Origin of the sequence: Rhodococcus sp. 15-2388-1-1a (assembly GCF_002259145.1) — a bacterium.
Classification (GTDB): domain Bacteria; phylum Actinomycetota; class Actinomycetes; order Mycobacteriales; family Mycobacteriaceae; genus Rhodococcoides.
Genome location: NZ_NPFP01000039.1, coordinates 283,532 through 305,447 on the forward strand (window position 1 = coordinate 283,532; position 21,916 = coordinate 305,447).

The 21,916-nt window shown below is 66.6% G+C and carries 21 protein-coding genes; 17 read left to right on the plus strand and 4 right to left on the minus strand.

What is annotated here, in order from left to right; translation table 11 throughout:
• Positions 1 to 50 precede the first annotated feature (50 nt).
• From CH302_RS21640 to CH302_RS21650, 3 genes are read left to right on the plus strand one after another with little or no spacing between them, the layout of a single operon-like run.
• Positions 51 to 356, plus strand: coding sequence for a type VII secretion target (locus CH302_RS21640; protein ID WP_037188275.1), 306 nt, complete (start codon positions 51 to 53; stop codon positions 354 to 356).
• Positions 353 to 2,176, plus strand: a complete 1,824-nt coding sequence (locus tag CH302_RS21645) for a hypothetical protein (protein ID WP_037188272.1) — start codon at positions 353 to 355, stop codon at positions 2,174 to 2,176. The genes CH302_RS21640 and CH302_RS21645 overlap by 4 nt, the downstream gene beginning before the upstream one ends.
• Positions 2,173 to 2,442 carry a hypothetical protein gene (locus CH302_RS21650; RefSeq protein ID WP_141216703.1) on the plus strand — a complete coding sequence of 90 codons (270 nt, stop codon included), beginning with the start codon at positions 2,173 to 2,175 and terminating at the stop codon, positions 2,440 to 2,442. The genes CH302_RS21645 and CH302_RS21650 overlap by 4 nt, the downstream gene beginning before the upstream one ends.
• Positions 2,443 to 2,464: 22 nt before the next feature.
• Here the strand turns inward: CH302_RS21650 and CH302_RS21655 are convergent, their stop codons facing one another.
• Positions 2,465 to 3,325: a dienelactone hydrolase family protein gene (locus CH302_RS21655; protein WP_037188269.1), complete on the minus strand. Its 861-nt coding sequence runs from the start codon at positions 3,323 to 3,325 to the stop codon at positions 2,465 to 2,467.
• 100 nt (positions 3,326 to 3,425) lie between these two features.
• Here CH302_RS21655 and glmS point away from each other — a divergent pair, with 100 nt between their 5' ends.
• The 8 genes from glmS (at position 3,426) to tsaD (ending at position 11,784) form a co-directional block, all read left to right on the plus strand.
• The gene (glmS, locus tag CH302_RS21660; RefSeq protein ID WP_037188267.1) at positions 3,426 to 5,288 is read left to right on the plus strand and encodes a glutamine--fructose-6-phosphate transaminase (isomerizing); all 1,863 of its coding nucleotides are present in this window, start codon (positions 3,426 to 3,428) and stop codon (positions 5,286 to 5,288) included.
• An 8-nt stretch (positions 5,289 to 5,296) separates the two neighbouring features.
• Positions 5,297 to 6,730 (plus strand): bifunctional ADP-dependent NAD(P)H-hydrate dehydratase/NAD(P)H-hydrate epimerase, encoded by a 1,434-nt coding sequence (locus CH302_RS21665; protein ID WP_037188265.1) that lies wholly within the window; start codon positions 5,297 to 5,299, stop codon positions 6,728 to 6,730.
• A gap of 80 nt (positions 6,731 to 6,810) precedes the next feature.
• Complete coding sequence (alr, locus tag CH302_RS21670) at positions 6,811 to 8,013, plus strand: alanine racemase (RefSeq protein ID WP_196250538.1); 1,203 nt, start codon at positions 6,811 to 6,813, stop codon at positions 8,011 to 8,013.
• Between the two features lie 3 nt (positions 8,014 to 8,016).
• A complete protein-coding gene (locus CH302_RS21675; RefSeq protein ID WP_037188263.1) occupies positions 8,017 to 9,036 on the plus strand; it encodes an alpha/beta fold hydrolase in 1,020 nt (339 codons plus the stop codon).
• Positions 9,029 to 9,538: a tRNA (adenosine(37)-N6)-threonylcarbamoyltransferase complex ATPase subunit type 1 TsaE gene (gene tsaE / locus CH302_RS21680; protein WP_037188261.1), complete on the plus strand. Its 510-nt coding sequence runs from the start codon at positions 9,029 to 9,031 to the stop codon at positions 9,536 to 9,538. The genes CH302_RS21675 and tsaE overlap by 8 nt, the downstream gene beginning before the upstream one ends.
• 52 nt (positions 9,539 to 9,590) lie before the next feature.
• The gene (tsaB, locus tag CH302_RS21685) at positions 9,591 to 10,262 is read left to right on the plus strand and encodes a tRNA (adenosine(37)-N6)-threonylcarbamoyltransferase complex dimerization subunit type 1 TsaB (RefSeq protein WP_037188259.1); all 672 of its coding nucleotides are present in this window, start codon (positions 9,591 to 9,593) and stop codon (positions 10,260 to 10,262) included.
• Positions 10,259 to 10,750, plus strand: coding sequence for a ribosomal protein S18-alanine N-acetyltransferase (gene rimI / locus CH302_RS21690; RefSeq protein WP_037188257.1), 492 nt, complete (start codon positions 10,259 to 10,261; stop codon positions 10,748 to 10,750). The genes tsaB and rimI overlap by 4 nt, the downstream gene beginning before the upstream one ends.
• Positions 10,747 to 11,784 (plus strand): tRNA (adenosine(37)-N6)-threonylcarbamoyltransferase complex transferase subunit TsaD, encoded by a 1,038-nt coding sequence (gene tsaD / locus CH302_RS21695; protein WP_037188255.1) that lies wholly within the window; start codon positions 10,747 to 10,749, stop codon positions 11,782 to 11,784. The genes rimI and tsaD overlap by 4 nt, the downstream gene beginning before the upstream one ends.
• Here the strand turns inward: tsaD and CH302_RS21700 are convergent.
• Positions 11,769 to 13,421, minus strand: coding sequence for an Hsp70 family protein (locus tag CH302_RS21700; RefSeq protein WP_052047371.1), 1,653 nt, complete (start codon positions 13,419 to 13,421; stop codon positions 11,769 to 11,771). The genes tsaD and CH302_RS21700 overlap by 16 nt on opposite strands.
• Before the next feature lie 533 nt (positions 13,422 to 13,954).
• Here CH302_RS21700 and groES point away from each other — a divergent pair.
• Both groES and groL read left to right on the plus strand, forming a co-directional pair.
• Positions 13,955 to 14,254: a co-chaperone GroES gene (gene groES, locus CH302_RS21705; RefSeq protein WP_008718149.1), complete on the plus strand. Its 300-nt coding sequence runs from the start codon at positions 13,955 to 13,957 to the stop codon at positions 14,252 to 14,254.
• 98 nt (positions 14,255 to 14,352) lie between these two features.
• Entirely contained in the window at positions 14,353 to 15,966 is a 1,614-nt protein-coding gene (groL, locus tag CH302_RS21710; protein ID WP_037188249.1) for a chaperonin GroEL, read from the plus strand.
• A 65-nt stretch (positions 15,967 to 16,031) separates the two neighbouring features.
• On the opposite strand, the gene CH302_RS21715 is transcribed toward groL, so the two are convergent.
• Complete coding sequence (locus CH302_RS21715; RefSeq protein WP_027496361.1) at positions 16,032 to 16,325, minus strand: WhiB family transcriptional regulator; 294 nt, start codon at positions 16,323 to 16,325, stop codon at positions 16,032 to 16,034.
• A gap of 718 nt (positions 16,326 to 17,043) precedes the next feature.
• Between CH302_RS21715 and CH302_RS21725 the strand changes: the two genes are divergently transcribed.
• The 3 genes from CH302_RS21725 to CH302_RS21735 all read left to right on the plus strand — a co-directional run bounded on the left by CH302_RS21725 (position 17,044) and on the right by CH302_RS21735 (position 19,595).
• Positions 17,044 to 17,871, plus strand: a complete 828-nt coding sequence (locus CH302_RS21725; protein WP_052047370.1) for a hypothetical protein — start codon at positions 17,044 to 17,046, stop codon at positions 17,869 to 17,871.
• A gap of 136 nt (positions 17,872 to 18,007) precedes the next feature.
• Entirely contained in the window at positions 18,008 to 18,586 is a 579-nt protein-coding gene (locus tag CH302_RS21730; protein WP_032397500.1) for a sigma-70 family RNA polymerase sigma factor, read from the plus strand.
• The gene (locus tag CH302_RS21735) at positions 18,579 to 19,595 is read left to right on the plus strand and encodes an anti-sigma-D factor RsdA (protein ID WP_052047369.1); all 1,017 of its coding nucleotides are present in this window, start codon (positions 18,579 to 18,581) and stop codon (positions 19,593 to 19,595) included. Before CH302_RS21730 ends, CH302_RS21735 begins: the two co-directional genes overlap by 8 nt.
• An 82-nt stretch (positions 19,596 to 19,677) precedes the next feature.
• Here the strand turns inward: CH302_RS21735 and CH302_RS21740 are convergent, their stop codons facing one another.
• Entirely contained in the window at positions 19,678 to 20,082 is a 405-nt protein-coding gene (locus tag CH302_RS21740) for a DUF5319 domain-containing protein (protein WP_032378069.1), read from the minus strand.
• A gap of 299 nt (positions 20,083 to 20,381) precedes the next feature.
• On the opposite strand from CH302_RS21740, the gene guaB reads away from it, so the two are divergent.
• Positions 20,382 to 21,905 (plus strand): IMP dehydrogenase, encoded by a 1,524-nt coding sequence (gene guaB, locus CH302_RS21750; RefSeq protein WP_170945694.1) that lies wholly within the window; start codon positions 20,382 to 20,384, stop codon positions 21,903 to 21,905.
• Positions 21,906 to 21,916: the final 11 nt, after the last annotated feature.

Here is a 21,916-nt window from a genome sequence, read left to right on the forward strand (position 1 = left end):
GGCGCACGTCATAGTGAGATAGGGGCACTTCGAGGGGGGAACGGGAACGTATGAGCGACGGAGTTCGGGTGGACGCGGACCGAGTTCGCGGGGTGGCAGATGCATTGGCGTCGTCGGCGGAGGCGCTCGGTGATGCCGCCGATTCGGTCGCCGACGCGGGCTTCGGCGCAGCCGGGGCCGGACGGAACTACGGCGACCTGGGCGCTGCCTATTCCCAGGCGCACCTCGGGCTCGGGCGTGCAGTCGGGGCATGGAGATCCTCGGTCGAGGACATTGCCGGTGCCCTCACCACCGCGATGAACGAGTACGAGCAACAGGACGACGCCACCGCATACGCGATCGAGACACCCCGGTGACACTTCCTTCGGCCTCGTCCGGTGACGGGGCGTCGATCGACGAGATTCTCGATGCGAACGCAGAAGGACTGCTGTTCTTCGAGCGTTTCCTGCCGCTGGTCGGCCGTGTCCCGGGCGTCGAAGTTCCGCAGTATCAGGACATGTGCGCCAGGTACGACGAGCAGCGCGGACTGAACCTGGGTGCGCTCGGTAACGATGCCGACGCCGTCGGGGCGGTGTCCGCAGTACTCGCCGATCAACTCGAGGAACAGATTCAACTTCGCCGAGTTCTGCAGTTGCGCTGGCACGGTGACGCAGGGGAGGCAGTGCAGACCTATCTTTCGGCCGAACAGGAGAAGGCGTCCCAGTTCCTCGCGTCGATCGAAGATTCCCATCAGACGATGTGTGCGGCCGTCGACGTTCTCCGTGACGCAGTGACCGACAAGGCAGAGCTCGTCGGCGGCCTCGACATCGACCTGGTGGACGGCAAAGACATGGACCGGATCGATGCGATTCTGCTCGCGTCGGGAATCGAGTGCCTGCCGGTGGATCGAGAGTCGGTGTTCCCACGATTGGCGTCTGCGTTCGAGGATCTGAACGACGGGGCGAGCAGCGTCGATGTCTCCGACGAGTTCGCCGCCGAGGTGACCGAACTCTGCAGGCGCTGGATCGACACCGAGTTCGTTCCGCGGGTGCAGGGTACGTGCGAGGCAGTCCTGGCAGCGTGCACCGCTACGGATATCGCCGTCAGAAACTGTCTGGCGTTGGTGGTGGACGTTCTGGGCAGCGTCCACGAGCCGTCGTTCGGTGAACTCGACGAGCGCGGTTGGGCAATGGAACCCGGTGCAGCAGCGATGTGGCCGGGGCCCGACGGCTCTTGCTCAGACCCGGATCCTGCCGGGATCGGTTCCACGCCTTCCGCTTTCGGAGCCGCACCGGCGGCTGTCGCACCGGCGGCTGTCGGGCCCGCAGCGACCGGACCGGTGGCGACACTGCCCGGCGAGAACGCACTCGTCGGAGCAGACAGCGTGGATCCGGCCGGATCTCTCACCGTCGACGGTGGTGTGGGTGAGGAGCTGGGGGATTCTCTCGACGGGCTCGTGGATCGAGTGGTCGCCGAGATCATCGACCGAGTCGACAACGCGTTGACCGAGACGATCGACGGCGGAGATCTCGAAAGCTCCGGTGACACTGCCGTCGACAGTCGGGCAGGTGACGGCAACCCCGAGGAGGCTTCTCCGGACGGGAGTGGCGACCAGCGACCCGAACCGACTCCGTTGCCGCAGCCCGAGCAGTCGTGGACCGCGGCCACCGACGAGCGCGGCCATCTCGAGGCCGAGCTCGACGGGCATCGGGCCCGCATCGCGCTCGAACACGACGGCACGGTGTCCCTCGAACTCGAGACTCCTGGACTCGGAACGCGCTCGTTCGAGCTCGGAATCGGACCGTTCGGCCTACCCGAGATCGTCGAAGTTCCCGGCATCGCCGACGCGGTGGACGTACCGGCCTCGGCTGCACCGTTGCCGACCGAACCGGTGCCCGCGGCCGAATCCGCGGCGGCAGAGGAACCCGTGCCGCCTACCGAACCCGTGCCGCCTGCCGAACCCGTGCCGCCTGCCGAACCGGAGCCTGCCTCCGGGCCGGTTCCTGCGGTCGAACCTGAGCCTGCGACCGAACCTGTGTCGCCGTCCGAATCCGTTTCGGATGCACAGGCGCAGTGCTCACCCGACACCGAGCAGCCTGCTGTGCAGCATCCGGTAGTTGCGGATCGACCGGTCACCGATCCGCAACCCGCCGACACGGGTAGCGGTGCAGGCCTGAGTGAAGCAGGGGAGCTGTGAGCACCGACAGTGCGTGGCGTCGGGAGTTGCATCGAATACGCGATGAGCACCGGATCGCGATGGCGCGGGCGGCCGAAGAGTTGAGTCGGGCACAGGCCCCGGCAGTGGACCGAGGCGGACGGATTTCAGCGACGGCGAGCGGAGCGGACTCCGACGTCGAGTCGATGTCGGGTTCGGTGCTGCAACCGGCTCACCTGGACCGGCGAGCACCCACACCGCACGTCGAGACCGATCCCGACGAACGGCCGAGGTCCTGGCTGGTGTGACACCGGTCGGTGACGAACGGGACTAGCCCCGGCCGAGCAGGGCCTTGATCGACGCGGACGCCTTGGGCTTGGGCTGCGCGTCGAGCGGCGCGTGCGGATCGACCGCTCTGGTTCCGTCGATCTCACCTGCCGATCCGGCCAACTCCTCGTAGTCGGAGTCACCTGTCAGGTGGAACAGCAGAAACGCGGTGAGTACGGCACGGGTGCGTTGTTGGGTCTTGCGGTCGGGCTTGTTGATGCCCAGTGCGCCGAGGATCCGCCTGCCTTCGACGAATCCGTCTGCCGTCGAGCCGTCGATTCGTCGGAGCACGGACGGTCCACGCCAGGACTGGGCGAGAGCGAGTGAGTTGTCGGTGAGCGAATCGGCGTTCGAGTTGTCGCCCACGACGAGCCCGGGGATGGCAAGTCCGGCGGCTGCCTCCTCGGACGACGGTGCCGTCGGTGCCGGGAACAGTGCGGCTACGGCCTTGATGTCCGCTCGCCGAGAGGCTGCGAGAACAGCGGTCCCGGCACCCATCGCGTGGCCTGCTGTGGCGAGTTTGTCCGGATGCACGCTGATGTTGCCGGGGCCGAGACGCACGCCGGTCATGATGTCGAGCACAGTGCCCAGGTCGGTCGCGAGTCCGCGGTGCGAGGGTACGAGGCCGCGTTCGGTGTCCGGTGCCGCAACCACGATGCCCCAGGACGCCAAGTGCTTCAGAGTGTCGGTGTAATGGCTGGGACGCAGCATCCAGCCGTGTGCGAAGGCCACGCCGGGCAGGCCGAAGCCCTCGGCGGGGGTGTAGACGACACCGGGTTGCCCGGCGAGGGCCAGGTCGCCTCGGAGCACCTTGTGCGGGCCGCGCTTGGAGAGAGCAGATGCCAGCTTCTTCGGTTTCGCCACGAGAGATGACGCTACCGAACTGCGGCGCGTCAGGGGGACACCGGACACGTCAACCCGAGCGAATGGGTCGTGCGCGCCCCGCCGAGTACCCTGATTGTCCATGTGCGGAATCGTGGGTTACGTCGGCCACCGCCCAGCGCTGGGTGTGGTGGTCGAGGCGCTTCGGCGTATGGAATATCGGGGTTACGACTCGGCGGGGATCGCCATTCTCGACGGCGCGGGAGCGACGGCGGTCGAGCGCAAGGCCGGTCGCCTGGCGAATCTCGAAGCCGAATTGGACGACATCGGCACCGACACGTTCGTCGGCACCACCGGCATGGGTCACACCCGGTGGGCGACGCACGGCCGTCCGACCGACCGCAACGCTCACCCCCACCGCGATGCGTCGGGCACCGTCGCCGTGGTGCACAACGGCATCATCGAGAACTTCGGACCGCTGAGGGCCGAGTTGGAAGCCGTCGGGATCGAGTTCCTGTCCGATACCGACACCGAGGTCGCAGTGCACCTCGTCTCGCGTGCCTACGCCGAGGGTCCGACCGCGGGCGACTTCGTGGCCAGCGCCAAAGCTGTTCTGCGTCGTCTCGAGGGTGCGTTCACTCTGGTGTTCACCCATTCCGATCACGCGGACACGATCGTCGCGGCTCGTCGCTCCACGCCCCTGGTACTCGGTGTCGGCGAGGGCGAAATGTTCCTCGGGTCGGACGTGGCTGCCTTCATCGAGCACACGCGCGACGCCGTCGAGCTCGGCCAGGACCAGGTCGTCGTCATCACCGCCGACGGCTACGACATCAGCGATTTCGAGGGCAACGAGGCGCAGGGGCGTCCGTTCCGAATCGACTGGGATCTGGCAGCCGCCGAGAAGGGCGGCCACGACTACTTCATGCTCAAGGAGATCCAGGAGCAGCCAGCCGCTGTGGCGGACACGTTGCTCGGTCACTTCGACAACGGTCGAATCGTGCTCGACGAGCAGCGACTGTCCGATCAGGAGTTGCGCGACGTCGACAAGGTGTTCGTCGTGGCCTGCGGTAGCGCGTACCACTCGGGCCTGCTTGCCAAATATGCGATCGAGCACTGGACTCGGTTGCCGGTCGAGGTGGAACTGGCCAGCGAATTCCGTTACCGCGACCCGGTTCTCGATCGTTCGACCCTCGTCGTGGCCATCTCGCAGTCCGGCGAGACCGCGGACACCCTCGAAGCCGTTCGGCACGCCAAGGATCAGAAGGCGCGTGTTCTCGCGGTCTGCAACACCAACGGCTCGCAGATTCCGCGGGAGGCCGACGCCGTCCTCTACACGCGGGCCGGTCCGGAGATCGGCGTTGCGTCGACCAAGGCCTTTCTCGCCCAGGTGACCGCGAACTATCTGGTCGGGCTGGCGTTGGCGCAGGCTCGCGGCACCAAGTATCCCGACGAGGTCGCCCGTGAATTCGCCGAACTCGAAGCGATGCCCGAGTTGGTGCAACGGGTGCTCGAGACTGTCGAGCCGGTTAGGGCGCTCGCGCGAGAGCTCTCGACGGCCACGACGATTCTGTTCCTCGGCCGACACGTCGGCTATCCGGTTGCTCTCGAAGGTGCGCTCAAGCTCAAGGAGCTGGCGTACATGCACGCGGAGGGCTTCGCGGCCGGCGAGCTCAAGCACGGTCCGATCGCGCTCATCGAGGACGGTGTGCCGGTGATCATCGTGATGCCCTCGCCCAAGGGTCGGGCGGTGTTGCACTCGAAGATGCTGAGCAACATTCGCGAGATCCAGGCGCGTGGTGCGCGAACGGTCGTCATCGCCGAAGAGGGCGACGAGGCAGTGCGGCCTTTCGCGGACAACTTGATCGAGATCCCGGCTGCGTCGACGCTGCTGCAGCCGTTGTTGTCGACGATCCCACTGCAGGTGTTCGCCGCCGAGGTGGCTCAGGCGCGCGGCTACGACGTGGACAAGCCACGCAACCTGGCCAAGTCCGTCACCGTCGAATAGCGCTCGGCATGCGCGGCTACTACACACCCGAGCAGATTCGGAATGCGGAAGCGCCGCTACTGAATTCCCTGCCGAACGGCGTTCTCATGCGTCGCGCCGCCTATGGTTTGGCCGCTGTGGTGGCAGCCGAGCTCACGGCGCGCACGGGCGGCGTCGCGGGACGCCGCGTGACGATTCTGGTGGGCACGGGAGACAACGGCGGCGACGGTCTGTGGGCGGGGGCGTATCTGCGTCGACGCGGTGTTTCGGTGTCGGCTCTGCTGCTCGATCCGACGCGGGTGCACGCCGAGGGTCTCGCGGCCCTGCGATCGTCGGGCGGGCGCGTGGTGACTCGGTGCGGACCCGCCGACATCGTGGTCGACGCCATCGTGGGGATTTCCGGCAAGGGCCCGCTGCGGCCCGATGCTGCTGCGGTGGTCGAGCGGATCACCGCACCGATCGTGGCCGTGGACGTTCCCAGTGGAGTCGATGCGGAGACCGGTGCCGCACCGGGGCCGGCGGTGACTGCCGAGGTGACGGTGACGTTCGGTGCCCGTAAGCCGGTTCACGTGCTGGCCGTACCTCGGTGTGGCCGAATCGAACTCGTGGACATCGGCCTGGATCTGCCGGCGCCTGCGATGGCGTCGTTCGAGCCGTCCGACGTCGGACGGGTGTGGCCGATCCCGTCGGCCTCGGACGACAAGTACTCGCAGGGCGTGGTGGGTGTCCTGGCCGGTAGTGCCACGTTCCCCGGTGCCGCACTGCTCTGTGTCGGTGCGGCGGTCGCGGCCACCTCCGGAATGGTCCGCTACGTGGGAAGCGCAGGGGCAGAAGTCGTTTCGCACTGTCCGGAGGTCGTTGCCGCCCCGGACCTCGACGCGGCGGGAAAGGTGCAGGCGTGGGTGGTCGGTCCCGGTTTCGGCACCGACGAGGATTCGGCGGAGATCGTGCGTCGAGTGCTGGAGACGGATCTGCCGGTCGTCGTCGACGCGGATGCGCTCACGATCCTCGCACGCAACGAACGCTGGGTCGCCGGACGCACCGCACCGACTCTGCTGACCCCGCATGCCGGGGAATTCGCCCGCCTGACCGGATCCGACCCCGCACCCGACCGAGTGGGATCGGTTCGAGATCTCGCCGCGCGTTGGGGCTTCACCGTTCTCCTCAAGGGGCGAGCGACGATCGTCGCCGATGCGGACGGCACCACGTTCGTCAGCGATGCCGGGGGATCGGCTGCATCGACCGCCGGTTCGGGCGACGTACTGTCGGGCATTCTCGGGGCGCTGCTCGCGTCGGGAATGGCACCGTCCACTGCGGCTGCCTGCGGCGCGAAGGTTCACGCACTGGCCGCGGCCCGTGCGGCTCACGGATCGGACGGAGAGTTCGCAGCGCCCATTTCTGCGAGTCCACTGTGTGAGTCCATCCCCGACGCCATCCGGACCGTGCGCTCGCTCACAGTCTGACCGTGGTCGTGCGTGGCCCACGTCCGATGCCGGGTGTGTCACGAGTTGTGGCACCCTGATCCGTCGTATCGGCGGCTCGGATGGCACTATCGAATGTTGTGAGTATCGGCTGCGGCGACGAGAGGACCGATCCTCGGACGGGTTCGGGTGCTGTGGCGTCCGTGGACCTCGACGCGGTGGCTCACAACGTCCGCGTGTTGCAGCAGTTCGCCGGGGACGCCGCCGTGATGGCGGTCCTCAAGGCAGACGGATACAACCACGGTGCCGTCGAGGTCGCACACGCCGCAGTGGCAGCCGGTGCACAGGAGCTCGGCGTCACCACCATCGGTGAGGCCCTCGAACTCCGCGCTGCGGGTGTGACGGTCCCGGTGTTGGCGTGGTTGCACCGAACGGACTCCGATTTCGCTGCGGCGATCACCGGGCAGGTAGGGATCGGGGTGTCCACGGCTGCCCAGCTCGACGCTGTGGTCGAAGCGGCACGCCGAGTCGGTTCCACCGCTGATCTCTCGCTCAAGATCGACACCGGACTCAATCGCAACGGGGTCCCGGAATCGGATCTCGATGCAGTCCTGGACGGTACGGCGGCCGCCGTCGCGGAGGGAACTGTGCGGTTGACGGGAATGTTCTCGCATCTGGCCTGCTCCGACGAACCGGGGCACCCCGCCAACGACGCCCAGGCCGAGCGGCTCCGCGACGCGGTGCGGCGCGCGACCCGGCGCGGAACGCCTCCCGCCGTCGTGCACCTGTCCAACTCTGCAGCCACGCTGACCAGACCCGATCTCGGTTTCGACATGGTCCGCCCGGGTATTGCTCTGTACGGCTTGTCGCCGGTGCCCGAGCTGGGAACGTTCGGGTTGCGCCCGGTCATGACGCTGTCGGCGCAGGTGGCGAACATCAAGAAGGTGAGCGAAGGTGAATCTGTGTCCTACGGCTACACCTGGACCGCTCCTGCCGACACCGTGGTCGCACTCGTCGCTCTCGGATACGCCGACGGGGTCGTTCGCCGCCTCAGCGGGCGGTTCGAGGTGACCATCGCAGGTCGTCGCTACCCCTCGGTGGGGCGAGTGTGCATGGACCAGTTCGTCGTCGATCTCGGTGGTGACCGCTCGGGTGTCGCGGTCGGCGACGAGGCGCTACTGTTCGGATCAGGGGACAGGGGAGAGGCGCACGCTCAGGATTGGGCGGATGCGCTCGACACGATCAGCTACGAAGTCGTCACCGGCGTTCGTGGACGCGTCCGACGACGGTTCGTCGGCGCTCGCGTAGGGGAGGCGACGGTCTAGATCATGCTCGGATTGCTGGAGAGTATTGCGATTGTGGTGCGGGAGACGGCGTTTCGGTCCAACAAGGATCCGTTGGCCACCGAGAACCTCGACCTGATGGATGCCGATCGCGGCAGTATCGTCACCGCGGACGACGGTGTACCGCTTGCGGTCCGCGAAGTGGGTCCGTGTGACGCCGAGACCACCGTGATCTTCGTGCACGGCTACTGCCTGCGCATGTCGTCGTGGCATTTTCAGCGCCGCGCGCTCGAACAGCAGTGGGGTTCGACGGTACGCATGGTCTTCTACGACCAGCGCGGTCACGGACGTTCGGGAGTGCCGAGCCCGGAGAGCTGCACCATCGGTCAACTCGGCCTCGATCTCGACGCGGTGATTCGCTCGGTGGTACCCAAGGGCCGCATCGTTCTGGTCGGGCACTCGATGGGCGGGATGTCGATCCTGTCCATGGCGCGGCAACGATCGGACGTGTTGCGCCAGCGGGTCATCGGCGCAGTTCTGATCTCGACGACTGCGGCCGGTCTCGCGCAGTCCGGGGTGGGTCGTAGTCTGCAGAATCCGGCGGTCGACGCGTTCCGGCTCGCGGTGCGGACCTCGCCCGGTTTCGTGCAGTTCGGTCGCGGTGCCGTGCGTGCGCTCATTTCACCGATACTGCGGGCGGCGTCCTACGGCACCAGGGTCTCCCCGCGGCTGGTGGCGTTCTCTCAGTCGATGATCGACGACACCTCCGTCGTCACGATCGTCAACTTCCTCGAGACTCTCGAGTTGCACGACGAGTCCGAGGCCCTGCTGGAATTCGAGAACATCCCGGTGTCGGTAGTGTGTGGCGACGAGGACTGGATCATTCCGTTCGCCAGCTCGGAGGCTCTGGCTCGGGCCCTGCCGCGTTCGGAGACGGTACGTGTGCGCCAGGGTGGGCACCTGGTCCAACTCGAATTTCCCGAACAGGTCAACGGCGCGATTCAGCGGCTCGTGGCACGGGCGACGGAGGCCGCAGGCAAGAAGCGACGGTGGGGCGTTGTCTGACGAGCCGCTGACCTTGCCGGTGCACGTCGAATTGGTCACTGCCGCAGACACTGCCGAGTTCGGTGCACGGCTCGCCGACGTTCTGGTCGCCGGCGATCTGGTGATTCTCGACGGCCCGCTCGGGGCCGGAAAGACAGCGATGACCAAGGGGATTGCGGCCGGACTCGGTGTCCAGGGCCGCGTCACCTCGCCGACGTTCGTCATCGCCCGCGAGCACCGGGCCGGGTCACGGCCCGGTGGACTACCGCCGGTTGCGCTGGTCCACGTCGATGCCTATCGGCTCGGCATGACGGGGCAGTCGGCGGTCGACGAACTCGATGCCCTCGACCTCGATACCGACCTCACCGACGCCGTCGTTGTGGTCGAGTGGGGCGAGGGATTGGTGGAGAAGCTGACGGACGGCCATGTGTCGGTGCGTCTGACGCGTGATCCGGATTCCGATGTTCGGCGCGTGACGGCGGGTCGGGTGAACAGCAGAGCGGATCACCGAGAACGACGCTGACCGGGTACCGGGTGCGCGGTCGTATCCCTGAAGACGGGTAATCTGAAACATCGTGCTTGTACTTGCCGTCGACACCTCGACCCCCGCCGTCACCGCAGGTGTGGTGAGCCTGACCGAGCCCGGCGCCGATGCAGTGGCCACGACCCTCGCCACACGGGTTCGGGTGGACGCGCGATCTCATGCAGAAATCTTGACGCCCAACATTCTCGAGTGCTTGGCCGAGGCCGGAATCACCGCGGCCGAGTTGGGAGCCGTCGTCGTCGGCGTCGGTCCCGGCCCGTACACCGGGTTGCGGGTGGGCATGGCGACAGCTGCGGCATTCGGTGACGCGCTCGGTCTTCCCGTGTACGGCGTCTGCAGTCTCGACGCCATCGCCGCAGATGTCTCCGAGCCCGGGTCTCTGTTGGTGGTGACCGACGCGCGCCGGCGCGAAATCTACTGGGCGCGTTACGAAGCCGGGGTTCGGGTTGCAGGGCCCGACGTTGTCGCCCCGGCCGAACTGGATCGTGTCGGAGTCGACGCGGTCGCCGGATCGGCACCGCATGCTGCGGCATTCGAGCTTCCGATTCGTGATGTGCAGGCACCGTCTCCGGCCGGATTGGTCGCCGTTGCCGCTGCGGACATCGGCAGCGGGATCGTCCCGGGCCCGCTCGTCCCGTTGTACCTGCGTCGTCCCGACGCCAAGACGCTCGACGAGCGCGCCGCAGCGAAGGCTTCGAAGTGACGGTGTCGATCGAGTCGATGACGACGGCGGACGCTGCTCGGTGCGCGTATCTCGAGACCGTGCTGTTCCCGGGTGACGACCCGTGGGCGGAGGATGCCTTCATCGCGGAACTGGCGGCGCCACACAATCATTACGTCACGGCGCGAGAGAACGGCGAGGTCGTCGGCTACGCAGGCATCTCCCTGCTGGGGCAGCCCAGTCGCGGCGCGTTCGTCGTCGGTGAGTCCGAGGTGCACACCATCGGTGTCGATCCGTCGCATCACCGCCGAGGAATCGGCGGGCGACTGCTCGACGAATTGCTCCGAGTGGCCGACGAGCACGGTGGGCCGGTCTTCCTCGAGGTACGTACCGACAACGAGCCCGCCATCGAGTTGTACCGACGCGAAGGGTTCGAGATCGTCGGTACCAGGGTCGGGTACTACCAGCCGAGCGGGGCCGACGCCTTCACCATGCGTCGGTCCGAGAAGACGGAAGGATCAGCCCGATGATCGTCATGGGTATCGAAAGTTCTTGCGACGAAACAGGAGTCGGGATCGTCCGGTGGGGCGGGGCGGGGACGTGCGAGCTGATGGCCGACGAGGTGGCCTCCAGCGTCGACGAACACGCGCGGTACGGCGGAGTGGTGCCCGAGGTGGCGTCGCGCGCGCATCTGGAAGCCATCGTGCCGACCATGCGGCGGGCTCTGGCGACCGCTGACATCGAGCGTCCCGACGCCGTCGCGGTGACGATCGGGCCGGGGCTGGCCGGGGCGTTGCTGGTCGGGGTTGCCGCTGCGAAGGCGTACGCCGCGGCCTGGGGCGTGCCGTTCTACGCGGTCAACCATCTCGGTGGCCACGTCGCGGTCGACACGCTCGAGCACGGCCCGATGCCGTCGTGCGTGGCGCTGCTGGTCTCCGGAGGTCACACTCATCTGCTGCACGTCGACGATCTGTCCCGGCCGATCGCCGAGCTCGGGACCACGGTCGACGATGCGGCCGGTGAGGCCTTCGACAAGGTTGCGCGGCTCCTCGGATTGGGCTATCCCGGTGGCCCGGCCCTCGATGATGCTGCGCGCGAGGGTGATCCGGCCGCGATCGCGTTTCCCCGGGGAATGACCGGTCCGCGCGATGCCCGTTACGATTTTTCGTTCTCCGGGGTCAAGACGGCCGTCGCTCGGTTCGTCGAGGCCAGGCACCGTGCCGGAGATCCGATTCCTGTTGCGGACATCGCCGCGTCGTTCCAGGAATCCGTCGCCGATGTACTGACGATGAAGGCCGTCCGTGCGGCAACCGATGTCGACGTCGATACGATCGTTCTGGGTGGGGGCGCCACCGCCAACTCTCGCATTCGTTCGCTGATCGAAAGTCGTTGCGCAGAGCAGGGTTTGACGCTGAGAATTCCGAAGCCGCGACTGTGCACCGACAACGGGGTGATGATCGCCGCACTGGGCGCTCACCTCGTGGCAGGCGGAGCCGAGCCCTCGGCGTTGACCGCCGTGACCGATCCCGGCCTCTCGGTCGCGACCAGTCAGGTGCCCGGCTGAGCGTTCTGCGTTGCCGCGGTGGTCGAGGACGAACGCGGAGCCGACGGCTCGGCTGCCGACAGTGGGTCCGTCGTGGATTCGGACACCTCGGGAGCTGCAACCGGCGGTGACCATACCGTCGGTGGTGCCGTCAGTTCCGGCGTGGGCTGCGAACCGCTCACATCGGTGGTCGGCACAGTGATCGATTCGGTCGGTACCGGAGTGAACTCGGGTGTGACCTCGGGCGTCGGACTCGGGACGATCTCGGTCGTATCGCTCGGGTCCGAGGGCTCGATCGGTTCGGAAGGCCGAACCGGAGTCGTGGTGACCGAGGTCGGCGGTTCCACCGGGATTGCGGTGGTGACGCCGGGTGACACAGGATTCGACGTGGGGTCGACCGGCCAGTCGATCCGCGGGAGGTCGGGTGCAGGCCGCAGCGTCGGGGTACTGGTCGGCGGAGCGGTGGTCGTGAACCGCGTCGACGATCCGGTGGCGTCGACCGACGTTGCCGTCGGGTCGGATCGATCGCCAGAAGTGAGCCCGGCCGTGGGTGGGGTCTCGTCGGGGGAGTAGCCCTCGGTGACCGGTGTACCGGAATCGTTCGACGCGGTCGCGGATCGGGCGGCACTTCCGGCCGGTGAGACGTCGGCATCGTCGGCAGGCGTCATCGTCTGCACACCGTAGGCCAGTACCAGTCCACCTGCGACGACGGCGGCCGCGATCGCGCTGGAGTATCGGCTCATTCGGCTTGCGGTGTTGCGCGTGGCCGAGACGAGTTGGTAGTCGCTGCCGACGGCCGATGCGGCGACGGCAGCAGCGCCGACGGCGAGAACGGCATCGGGTTCGGACAGTCGAACGACCGGGGCGTGGAACACGTCGGTGAGCGTTGCGGCGAGCAGGGGAATGTGTGCCCCACCGCCGATCAGCACGATGGTCTCGGGTTCGTGGGTGCTCTCGTCGAACACCCCGCGGACGAACTGCGCGGCGGTGTCGAAGATCGGGCTCACGGCGGCATCGAACGCGTCACGGGTGACCGTCAGCGGGATTCCGCTGTACCGCTCGATGCGGACCTCGTCCTCGCGGGAGAGCTGTTCCTTGATCGATCGGTACCGTGCAGACCCGATTCCGCGGTCGTCGCGGATGTCGTCCCGAAGGTTGTCGCGGGTCATGTCCTGCACGAGGTTCTTGACGAGCACGTCGAGTGCGTCGCCGCCGACGGCGTCCGATCGGCCGTGCGCCAGTACCTTGTCGGTGGTCCGATCGGTGACGGTGACCGACATGCCCGAGGCACCGAGATCGACCAGCGCGATCGTGTCGTACCGATCGATCAGGCCGGTGGTCGCCAGGTGCGCGGACGCGGCTGCGGACTCGGGCACCAGTCGGACATCGCGGGTGGTGTGGGCCAGCGCTGCGCGAATACCCGCAGCGTGCTCCTCGGTGCGGTAGGTGACGGCGATCGCGTCGGGGGCCCGGTGGCCGGGGATGAGCGAGGCCATGAGTTCGATGGCCGAGGTGACCAGATCACCGATGTCGGTGTTCGCTTGGCGATCGGTCGAGACGGTGCGGTACTCCACCGTGCGACTACCGTCGGTGTCGACGGTGACGAGGGCTGCGCACACCACCTCGGATCCGGTGGATATGCCCACTCCTACCCGCATGCTGCACCTCCCGCCCCTGTGTGTCCGTCCGGAATCGACTGCTCTGTGTGCCGTGTCGCGGCACAGCTGTCGATCGTTATCGTTCGGACAGCTCCGTTATCGTAACGTTACTTCGCGGTCCGGCGCGAACGTAATAAGCCGCTCGGTCGGTTACTTCCTGAGTGTTCATGGCCTCTCACCAGTGCGTACGGCGGTGTCGCGGATGCCGGGAAAACGGCGAGAAAAGGCTCCGGTGTTCGGCGTTTCGGACCCGAATTCGCCCGTTTTCGGATCTCCGTGGTCGAGCAGGACGGTGCGTGATCACTCTTGTACGCACGCGCGCAACCACCGTGTCGCGAACCTGGCGAACCCAGCCCTTGAGTGCTGGCACTCTCGTGTATAGAGTGCTAGTTGGCACCGAGCGAAGTCCCGGCACCCGCGACGACGGGAACGAGTTCAGGCCGTGATTGTCAGAACCGCACGAGAAGTACTTACACACAGCTGTCCGGGGATCCGACCCCGGACGCGTACCCCATAACTTTGGAGGGCTCAACGTGGCGAGCGTGAAAATCAAGCCGCTCGAGGACAAGATCCTCGTCCAGGCCAACGAGGCCGAGACGACGACCGCCTCCGGTCTGGTCATCCCCGACACAGCCAAGGAGAAGCCCCAGGAGGGCACCGTCGTCGCCGTGGGCGAAGGCCGTGTCACCGAGAAGGGCAACCGCATCCCGGTCGACGTCAAAGAAGGTGACACCGTCATCTACAGCAAGTACGGCGGCACCGAGATCAAGTACGCCGGCGAGGAGTACCTGATTCTGTCGGCACGCGACGTGCTGGCTGTCATCGCCAAGTAGGCCACAACGCATCCCGCCCCGGTATCCGATTTTCGTGTCGGTCCCGGGGCGGTGTGCGTTCGATCGAGTTTCTTTACTCGAAGGAGTAACACCGAAACATGGCAAAGCAAATCCAATTCAACGAGGAAGCGCGCCGCGCACTCGAACGCGGCGTCGACAAGCTGGCCGACGCAGTCAAGGTGACGCTCGGGCCGCGGGGACGCCACGTCGTCCTGTCCAAGGCCTTCGGCGGTCCGACCGTCACGAACGACGGTGTCTCGATCGCTCGTGAGATCGACCTGGAAGATCCGTTCGAGAACCTCGGTGCGCAGCTGGTCAAGAGCGTCGCTACCAAGACCAACGACGTTGCAGGCGACGGAACCACCACCGCGACGGTCCTCGCGCAGGCGCTCGTGCGCGGCGGTCTGAAGAACATCGCCGCAGGTGCCAACCCGATCGCGCTCGGCACCGGCATCTCCAAGGCGGCCGACAAGGTCGCCGAGGCTCTGCTTGCCGCCGCAACCCCGGTCGAGGGCAAGCAGGCGATCGCTCAGGTCGCCACCGTGTCCTCGCGTGACCCCGAGATCGGCGAACTCGTCGGCGAGGCGCTCACTCGCGTCGGCGCGGACGGCGTCGTCACCGTCGAGGAGTCCTCGACGCTGCTCACCGAGCTCTCGGTCACCGAAGGCGTGCAGTTCGACAAGGGCTACCTCTCGCCGTACTTCGTCACCGACGTCGACGCACAGGAAGCAGTTCTCGAGGACGCGTACGTCCTGCTGTACCGCGAGAAGATCACCTCGCTTCCGGACTTTCTGCCTCTGCTGGAGAAGGTTGCCGAGAGCGGCAAGCCGTTGCTCATCATCGCCGAGGACACCGAGGGTGAAGTTCTCTCGACGCTGGTCGTCAACTCCATTCGCAAGACGATCAAGGCCGTGGCAGTCAAGGCACCGTTCTTCGGTGATCGCCGCAAGGCGTTCCTCGACGATCTCGCGGTCGTGACGGCCGGGCAGGTCATCACCGCCGATGTGGGTCTGAGTCTGAAGGAAGCCGGCCTCGAGCTGCTCGGTCGCGCTCGTCGCGTCGTCGTCACCAAGGACGACACGACCATCGTCGACGGTGCGGGCACGCAGGACGACATCGATGCGCGCGTCGGTCAGCTCCGCCGCGAGATCGAGAACACCGACTCCGAGTGGGATCGCGAGAAGCTCGAAGAGCGTCTGGCGAAGCTCTCGGGCGGCATCGCGGTCATCAAGGTCGGCGCTGCCACCGAGACCGAGCTCAAGGAACGCAAGTTCCGCGTCGACGACGCTGTGGCTGCGGCCAAGGCTGCCGTCGAAGAGGGAATCGTCCCCGGCGGCGGTTCGGCTCTGACTCAGGCAGCGTTGGCTCTGGCCGACGACCTCGGCCTGACCGGCGACGAAGCCACCGGTGTTGCCGTTGTGCGTACCGCGCTCAACGCACCGCTGTTCTGGATCGCCTCCAACGCCGGCATCGACGGTTCCGTCGTCGTCAGCAAGGTGGCAGAACTGCCGAAGGGTCACGGATTCAACGCCGCGACCTTGACGTACGGCGACCTGCTGGCCGACGGCGTCGTCGACCCGGTCAAGGTGACTCGCTCCGCCGTGGTCAACGCTGCGTCGGTTGCACGCATGATCCTGACGACCGAGAGCGCGATCGTGGAGAAGCCGGAAGAGGCCTCCGAGCCTGCTGCCGGTCACGGACACGCTCACTGACGTTCGGTGACACGAGAAAGCCCCCAACCCGAAAGGGTTGGGGGCTTTCTTGCGTGTTCGGGTGACTACACCGCGATGCGGCGGCGGTTGTGACGAGCGTGCAGTTCTCGCTCGGTCTCGGACATCCCGCCCCAGATCCCGTAGGGCTCGCTGACGTTGAGAGCGTGTGTACGGCACTGAGCGAGTACGGGGCAGCTGCGGCACATTTCCTTGGCTCGCATCTCGCGCTGTGCTCGTGCGCGGCCCCGCTCGCCGTCCGGGTGGAAGAACATGGACGAGTCGACGCCACGGCACAGGCCGTGCATCTGCCAATCCCAAATGTCGGCGTTCGGCCCAGGGAGGTGATTCGGCTGCGGCATGGAAACTCCTAGGGTGGTGTGGCTTCTCGGATTCGTGATCCGAATGCCGACAACGTTATGTGGATCGACGAAATCGAGTCAATAGTTCTCTGTCGTGGGCAAATACATAGTTATGGGGCAAAGAATTAACACGGGCGATATTTACTTCGACTCACCCGCATGCGTGTCCTTCCTGTTGAAGAATCCGTCGACACGCGAGACGATGGGGAGTGCACCGGCTTTCCGGCTGCAGATGCGGGGTGGCGGAACGGAGGGGACCGGCATCGGTCGACAGTGATGCCGTTCGATCCAACCGGGCCGCCGTGGTCGGCGTTTCCGCTGATCAGAGCAGTTGGCGTGATGTCGAAAACTGTTCGGTTCCGCGCGTCGGATTCGACGTCGGTGCATTCGGTCCAGGAGGCACGAGGTGCTCGACGCGATCGCGTCGATCGCCGGGCAACGGTCGAGCGGGCGCACGGACGGCAGGCGACGCCTCGGTGGCCGATTGTTCGATCGAGTGCGCTGATTAACCTATTCGCCACACAGCGTTCAGATTCTCGACTTCGAGTCGGCCCGAGTTCACATTGTTAATTCCTTGAAAACTGCATTCTGGGCGAGCGAAACGACGCGCTGATGCTCCTTTCGGACCGATAGTGAATTCGACCGTGCAATTGCGTCGCTTCGAATCGGTAGGACTCACGCGCAGTTCGTCATCGGAGAAGGCCCTACCCTTGCGTCCGTGCCAACAGAGCCGAGCTCGCTGTTCACCGCGACGCAGTCCGAACTCTCCGACGCGGCTTTCGGCGGCAACCCGGGCCGATTTCCGCTTCCCGCAGCCGCCGATCCGAGGGAGAGCTGGTTTCGCAGTGTCGCGTTGGCGGGCCAGGGGCGGTACAGCGCCGCCGTAACCGAGCTCCGGCGGCATCGACCCACCAGCCCGGAACTCCGGTCACTGCACGCGTCGACCAGAGCGTCGTGGTTGCGTCAGGTGGGCCGACACGAGCGGGCCCGGCGCTTCGACGGCATCGCAGTCTCTCTCGTCGGACTCGTGGGACCGCCGACGTCCAGGGACTCGGTGGAGGCCCGTAGCGATGCGCTGATCGGTCTCGCCGCGGATGCACTGGGAAGTGGACGTTTTCACCTCGCGGACACCCTGCTGGCCCGCAGTGCGGAGCAGCGTCAGGGCCCCGTCGGTCGGGGGCTGTGGCGTCCGGCACTGCGGGCGGCGTGGGTGGCAGCCGAGCTGGCGATGATGCGCGGCGACGGCCCCGAGGCGATCCGACACGCCGAGGCCGCTCGAGCTCTCGCCGACGATGCCGATTCGTTACGCCACATCGTCAAGACCGACCTGGTGGTTGCGGCGGCGCTGAGCTGCATCGGTGAGACCGACCGGGCGCGTGAGTCGGCCGTCCAGGTGGCCTGCGCTGCGGAGATGGCCGGTCTGCTGCCCCTGCGCTGGGCCGCCACGATGCTGTGCGAGGGAACAGGCGGCGTCGACGCCGGGATGGTGGCGTCGGCAGACCTGGCCGCCGACATCGATCGTCGGGGTGGTTCGACGGTCGGTTGACCAGGACCTGGGTCGAAGGCGGACCGAGTGGTTCGGTTGTGACTCGGTGGTGTCGCTATCCTTGGTCTCGTTCCACCACCACGTGGAAGCGCTCCCAGGCGGGTGCGTACCTGTAACGCGGGGAAAATTGTCGACGATGAACAGTGCGGGTGAGGAGTTGGACTCTTTCGTCGTTGCCGCAGCGCAAGGCGATCGACTGGCTCTGTCCCGGGTCCTGGAATTCATCCGACCACTCGTCGTTCGGTACTGCCGGGCACGGGTCGGTTCGGCTGAGCGCGGTCAGCTGTCGGCCGACGACGTGGCGCAGGAGGTCTGTTTGGCAGTCATGACCGCCTTGCCGCGATACCAGGATCAAGGTCGTCCGTTCATGGCATTCGTGTACGGCATCGCGGCTCACAAGGTCGCCGACGCCCATCGCAGCGCCTCGCGTAACAAATCGGACCCGGCCGCCGAAGTACCAGATGTCGTGTCGATGGAGCACGGACCGGAGCAACGCGCTCTCGAATCCGAGTCGAGTCGACAGATGACTGCACTGCTGGACACCTTGCCCGCCAAGCACCGCGAAATTCTGGTGCTCCGACTCATCGTCGGATTGTCGGCCGAGGAAACAGCAGCCGCCGTCGGCAGCACTGCAGGCGCTATCCGCGTGGCTCAGCACCGAGCTATCGCAAAACTGAAGAACGAAGTTGTGAGAGCAGGTGAAATGTATGGCTAGGGACAATGGTCACGGTGGCCCCGGTGAGACGCCGCGTCGCGGAATCTCGCGAATCGGTGGGCACGTGAACCCCACTGGACCGAAGCAGAACGATCCCTATGCCGACATCGGCGCAGACGGTGGTCCTGTGGACCTCGTCGCCGTACGTCGTGACGATGCGTTCATCGATGCGATCAGTGGTGACGGACCGATTGCCACCGATGACGCAGACGAGTACCAACTCGCCCTTCTGTTGGCCAATTGGCGAGCAGACGTGATGACCCCGGCGATGCCGGCCGGCCCCTCGCTCGATGTGGTCGTCGCCTCCGTCGAACGCGAGAAGCTCGCCGCCGACATGGCGCGCTCGAGCTCGGCCGACCGCGGTGGACGGATGCGTTTGCTGCGTCCCATCGCCGGTGCCGCAGCCGCGATCGCGGTCGTGATGGGTGGCCTGGTGGTCATCTCGTACAACTCGACACCGGACGATCCGCTGTGGAGCGTCAAGTCGGTCGTGTTCTCCGAACAGGCCGATTCGACCGTGGCGCAGATCGACACGACGTCCAAGCTGCAAGAGGCGGAGAATCTCCTGTCCTCAGGGAACACCACTGCCGCTCGCGCACTGCTCGACGGCGCGTCGAACAGCAGTTCCTCCGTGCTCGACGACGGGCAGCGCGCCGAGCTCGATCAGTGGCTGGCGCGTCTACTGCAGGAGCTGCAGGCTTTGACGCTGCCCGCGCCTGTTCCGCTCCCGGCCGAGGTCGTCCCGGCTCCGGTGCCCAGCTCCGAGGCCCTGTTACCGCCGGCTCCGGTGGATCCGGTCACGCCCGACACCACGGGTGCTCCGATCACGCCGGCTCCGACCACAACGACGCCAGAGGTGCCGCCCACGACGACGACTCCGAGTCCCTCGACGACGACGGACGTCACGCCGACGGTGCTTCAGGAGCCCGATCAGCCGACGGCGACCGCCGGTGGCAGCAGTTCGTCGGACAACCGCGACCGCATGTCGGTCCCATCCGGCGGCAGCTGACAGGGTTCTCCGGTCCCGCCCGAACAAGGAAGAAGCCCGACACGATGAACGTGTCGGGCTTCTTCGTACGAAGTGTCGGGAGTCAGCTGTCGAATCCGTCGCCGTGCAGCGCGTCGTTCATGGATGCGTCCGCGAAGCCGCGGCAGTAGTCCCAGGTCACGTAGGCGTCGGGTACGGGGTCGTAGGCGGGTTCGTGCGGCCGGACCGTTCCGTCGACGAGCAGCTGAAGCAGATTTGCGCGCAGCATGTCCCAGTCGTGGTAGTGGTCCTGCTGGCAGTCTTCGCAGCACACGACGAGGCCGCGGATGCCGCGGTGGCCCAGGAGCGCCTCGTAGACAGCCAGGTCCGCCAGGTCTTCTTCGACGGCCAGCCGCTCCTGAGGATCGAGGGGCTGGCCTGGCTCGATGGCGTCGAGGGCGGCCGACGGGTCGGCGGGGTCTCCGGCGAACGGATCCGGGGGTAGACCGGGAGGCAGTTGATCGCGCACGCCTCCACGGTACGCAGGACTGGTGGGTCTGCGCCAGCCGTTCGAATGCGACATGCCGGACGCGTTCGTCGCCGACGATGCTGCGGACCGGGATTTCGGTGCTCGACGGCCACCCACAGCGGGAGGCATTCGCACTGGTTGTGCCCTAGCCGATACCATGGTTCACGGCGCTGAACAGATGAGTGCAAGTGCCGAAACTCCATCCGTTCTCCAACACCGCACCGCGGTGCGCCTGCGAGCTCTCACCGGCCGCACGCTGCGCCGAGTTGCACACAGGCTCTAGGGAGGGCCAGATTCGCATGAGTAGTCCCGGAGCCCACGTCCGCACAGGCGGCGACGATCCCAACAAGGTCGCGATGCTCGGCCTCACGTTCGACGACGTCCTGCTGTTGCCGGCCGCTTCGGACCTGATTCCCAGCTCGGTCGACACGTCCAGTCAGATCACCCGCGAGATTCGCCTGCGGGTGCCGCTGGTCAGCTCCGCCATGGACACCGTCACCGAGGCCCGGATGGCCATCGCCATGGCCCGCGCGGGCGGTATGGGCGTGCTGCACCGCAACCTGTCACTGCAGGATCAGGCGTCCCAGGTCGAGACGGTCAAGCGCTCGGAGGCCGGGATGGTCACCGATCCCGTCACCTGCAAGCCCACCGACTCGTTGGCCGAGGTCGACGCCATGTGTGCGCGCTTCCGTATCTCCGGTCTTCCCGTCACCGACGAGACCGGCGCGCTGGTCGGCATCATCACCAACCGCGACATGCGGTTCGAGGTCGATCAGAACCGCCGCGTCGCCGACGTGATGACCAAGGCCCCGTTGATCACCGCACAGGAAGGCGTCACCGCGGAAGCGGCGCTCGGCCTGCTGCGTCGCCACAAGATCGAGAAGCTGCCGATCGTGGACGGCAAGGGCGCACTCACCGGCCTGATCACCGTGAAGGACTTCGTCAAGACCGAGCAGCACCCCGATGCCACCAAGGACCGTGACGGTCGTCTGCTGGTCGGTGCCGCTGTTGGCGTCGGGCAGGATGCCTGGGCTCGGTCCATGGCACTCACCGACGCCGGCGTGGACGTGATCATCGTCGACACCGCGCACGGTCACAATTCGCAGGTGCTCGAGATGGTCAGCAAGCTCAAGGCCGAGGTGGGCGATCGCGTACAGGTCGTCGGCGGCAACGTGGCCACCCGCGCGGGCGCACTCGCCCTCGTCGAGGCAGGTGCGGACGCGGTCAAGGTGGGCGTCGGACCGGGATCCATCTGCACCACCCGCGTGGTCGCAGGCGTCGGCGCTCCGCAGATCACCGCCATCCTCGAAGCCGTCGCCGCGTGCAAGCCGCACGGTGTGCCGGTCATCGCCGACGGAGGTCTGCAGTTCTCCGGTGACATCGCCAAAGCGCTCGCTGCCGGTGCCTCGACCGCCATGCTCGGATCGTTGCTGGCCGGAACCGCGGAGTCCCCGGGCGAGCTGATTCTGGTGGGCGGCAAGCAGTTCAAGAGCTACCGCGGCATGGGTTCGCTCGGCGCGATGCAGGGACGAGGGGGAGCGAAGTCGTTCTCCAAGGACCGCTATTTCCAGGACGATGTGCTGGCCGAGGACAAACTCGTCCCCGAGGGCATCGAAGGTCGCGTCCCGTACCGCGGACCGTTGAACCAGGTGATCCACCAGCTCACCGGTGGCCTGCGTGCTGCGATGGGCTACACCGGATCGACGTCGATCGAGGACCTGCAGAAGGCTCAGTTCGTGCAGATCACTGCGGCCGGGCTCAAGGAAAGCCACCCGCACGACATCACGATGACCGCTGAGGCCCCGAACTACACCACCCGATAGTCGCTTCGGCC

Coding starts and splice junctions, on each gene's coding strand:
- CH302_RS21640 (WP_037188275.1), top strand. CDS start 51: ATGAGCGACGGAGTTCGGGTGGACGCGGACCGAGTTCGCGGGGTGGCA.
- groL (WP_037188249.1), top strand. CDS start 14,353: ATGGCAAAGCAAATCCAATTCAACGAGGAAGCGCGCCGCGCACTCGAA.
- CH302_RS21735 (WP_052047369.1), top strand. CDS start 18,579: ATGGCTAGGGACAATGGTCACGGTGGCCCCGGTGAGACGCCGCGTCGC.
- alr (WP_196250538.1), top strand. CDS start 6,811: ATGGCACTATCGAATGTTGTGAGTATCGGCTGCGGCGACGAGAGGACC.
- CH302_RS21665 (WP_037188265.1), top strand. CDS start 5,297: ATGCGCGGCTACTACACACCCGAGCAGATTCGGAATGCGGAAGCGCCG.
- tsaD (WP_037188255.1), top strand. CDS start 10,747: ATGATCGTCATGGGTATCGAAAGTTCTTGCGACGAAACAGGAGTCGGG.
- CH302_RS21730 (WP_032397500.1), top strand. CDS start 18,008: ATGAACAGTGCGGGTGAGGAGTTGGACTCTTTCGTCGTTGCCGCAGCG.
- guaB (WP_170945694.1), top strand. CDS start 20,382: ATGAGTAGTCCCGGAGCCCACGTCCGCACAGGCGGCGACGATCCCAAC.
- CH302_RS21700 (WP_052047371.1), bottom strand. CDS start 13,421: ATGCGGGTAGGAGTGGGCATATCCACCGGATCCGAGGTGGTGTGCGCA.
- CH302_RS21675 (WP_037188263.1), top strand. CDS start 8,017: ATGCTCGGATTGCTGGAGAGTATTGCGATTGTGGTGCGGGAGACGGCG.
- CH302_RS21715 (WP_027496361.1), bottom strand. CDS start 16,325: ATGCCGCAGCCGAATCACCTCCCTGGGCCGAACGCCGACATTTGGGAT.
- glmS (WP_037188267.1), top strand. CDS start 3,426: ATGTGCGGAATCGTGGGTTACGTCGGCCACCGCCCAGCGCTGGGTGTG.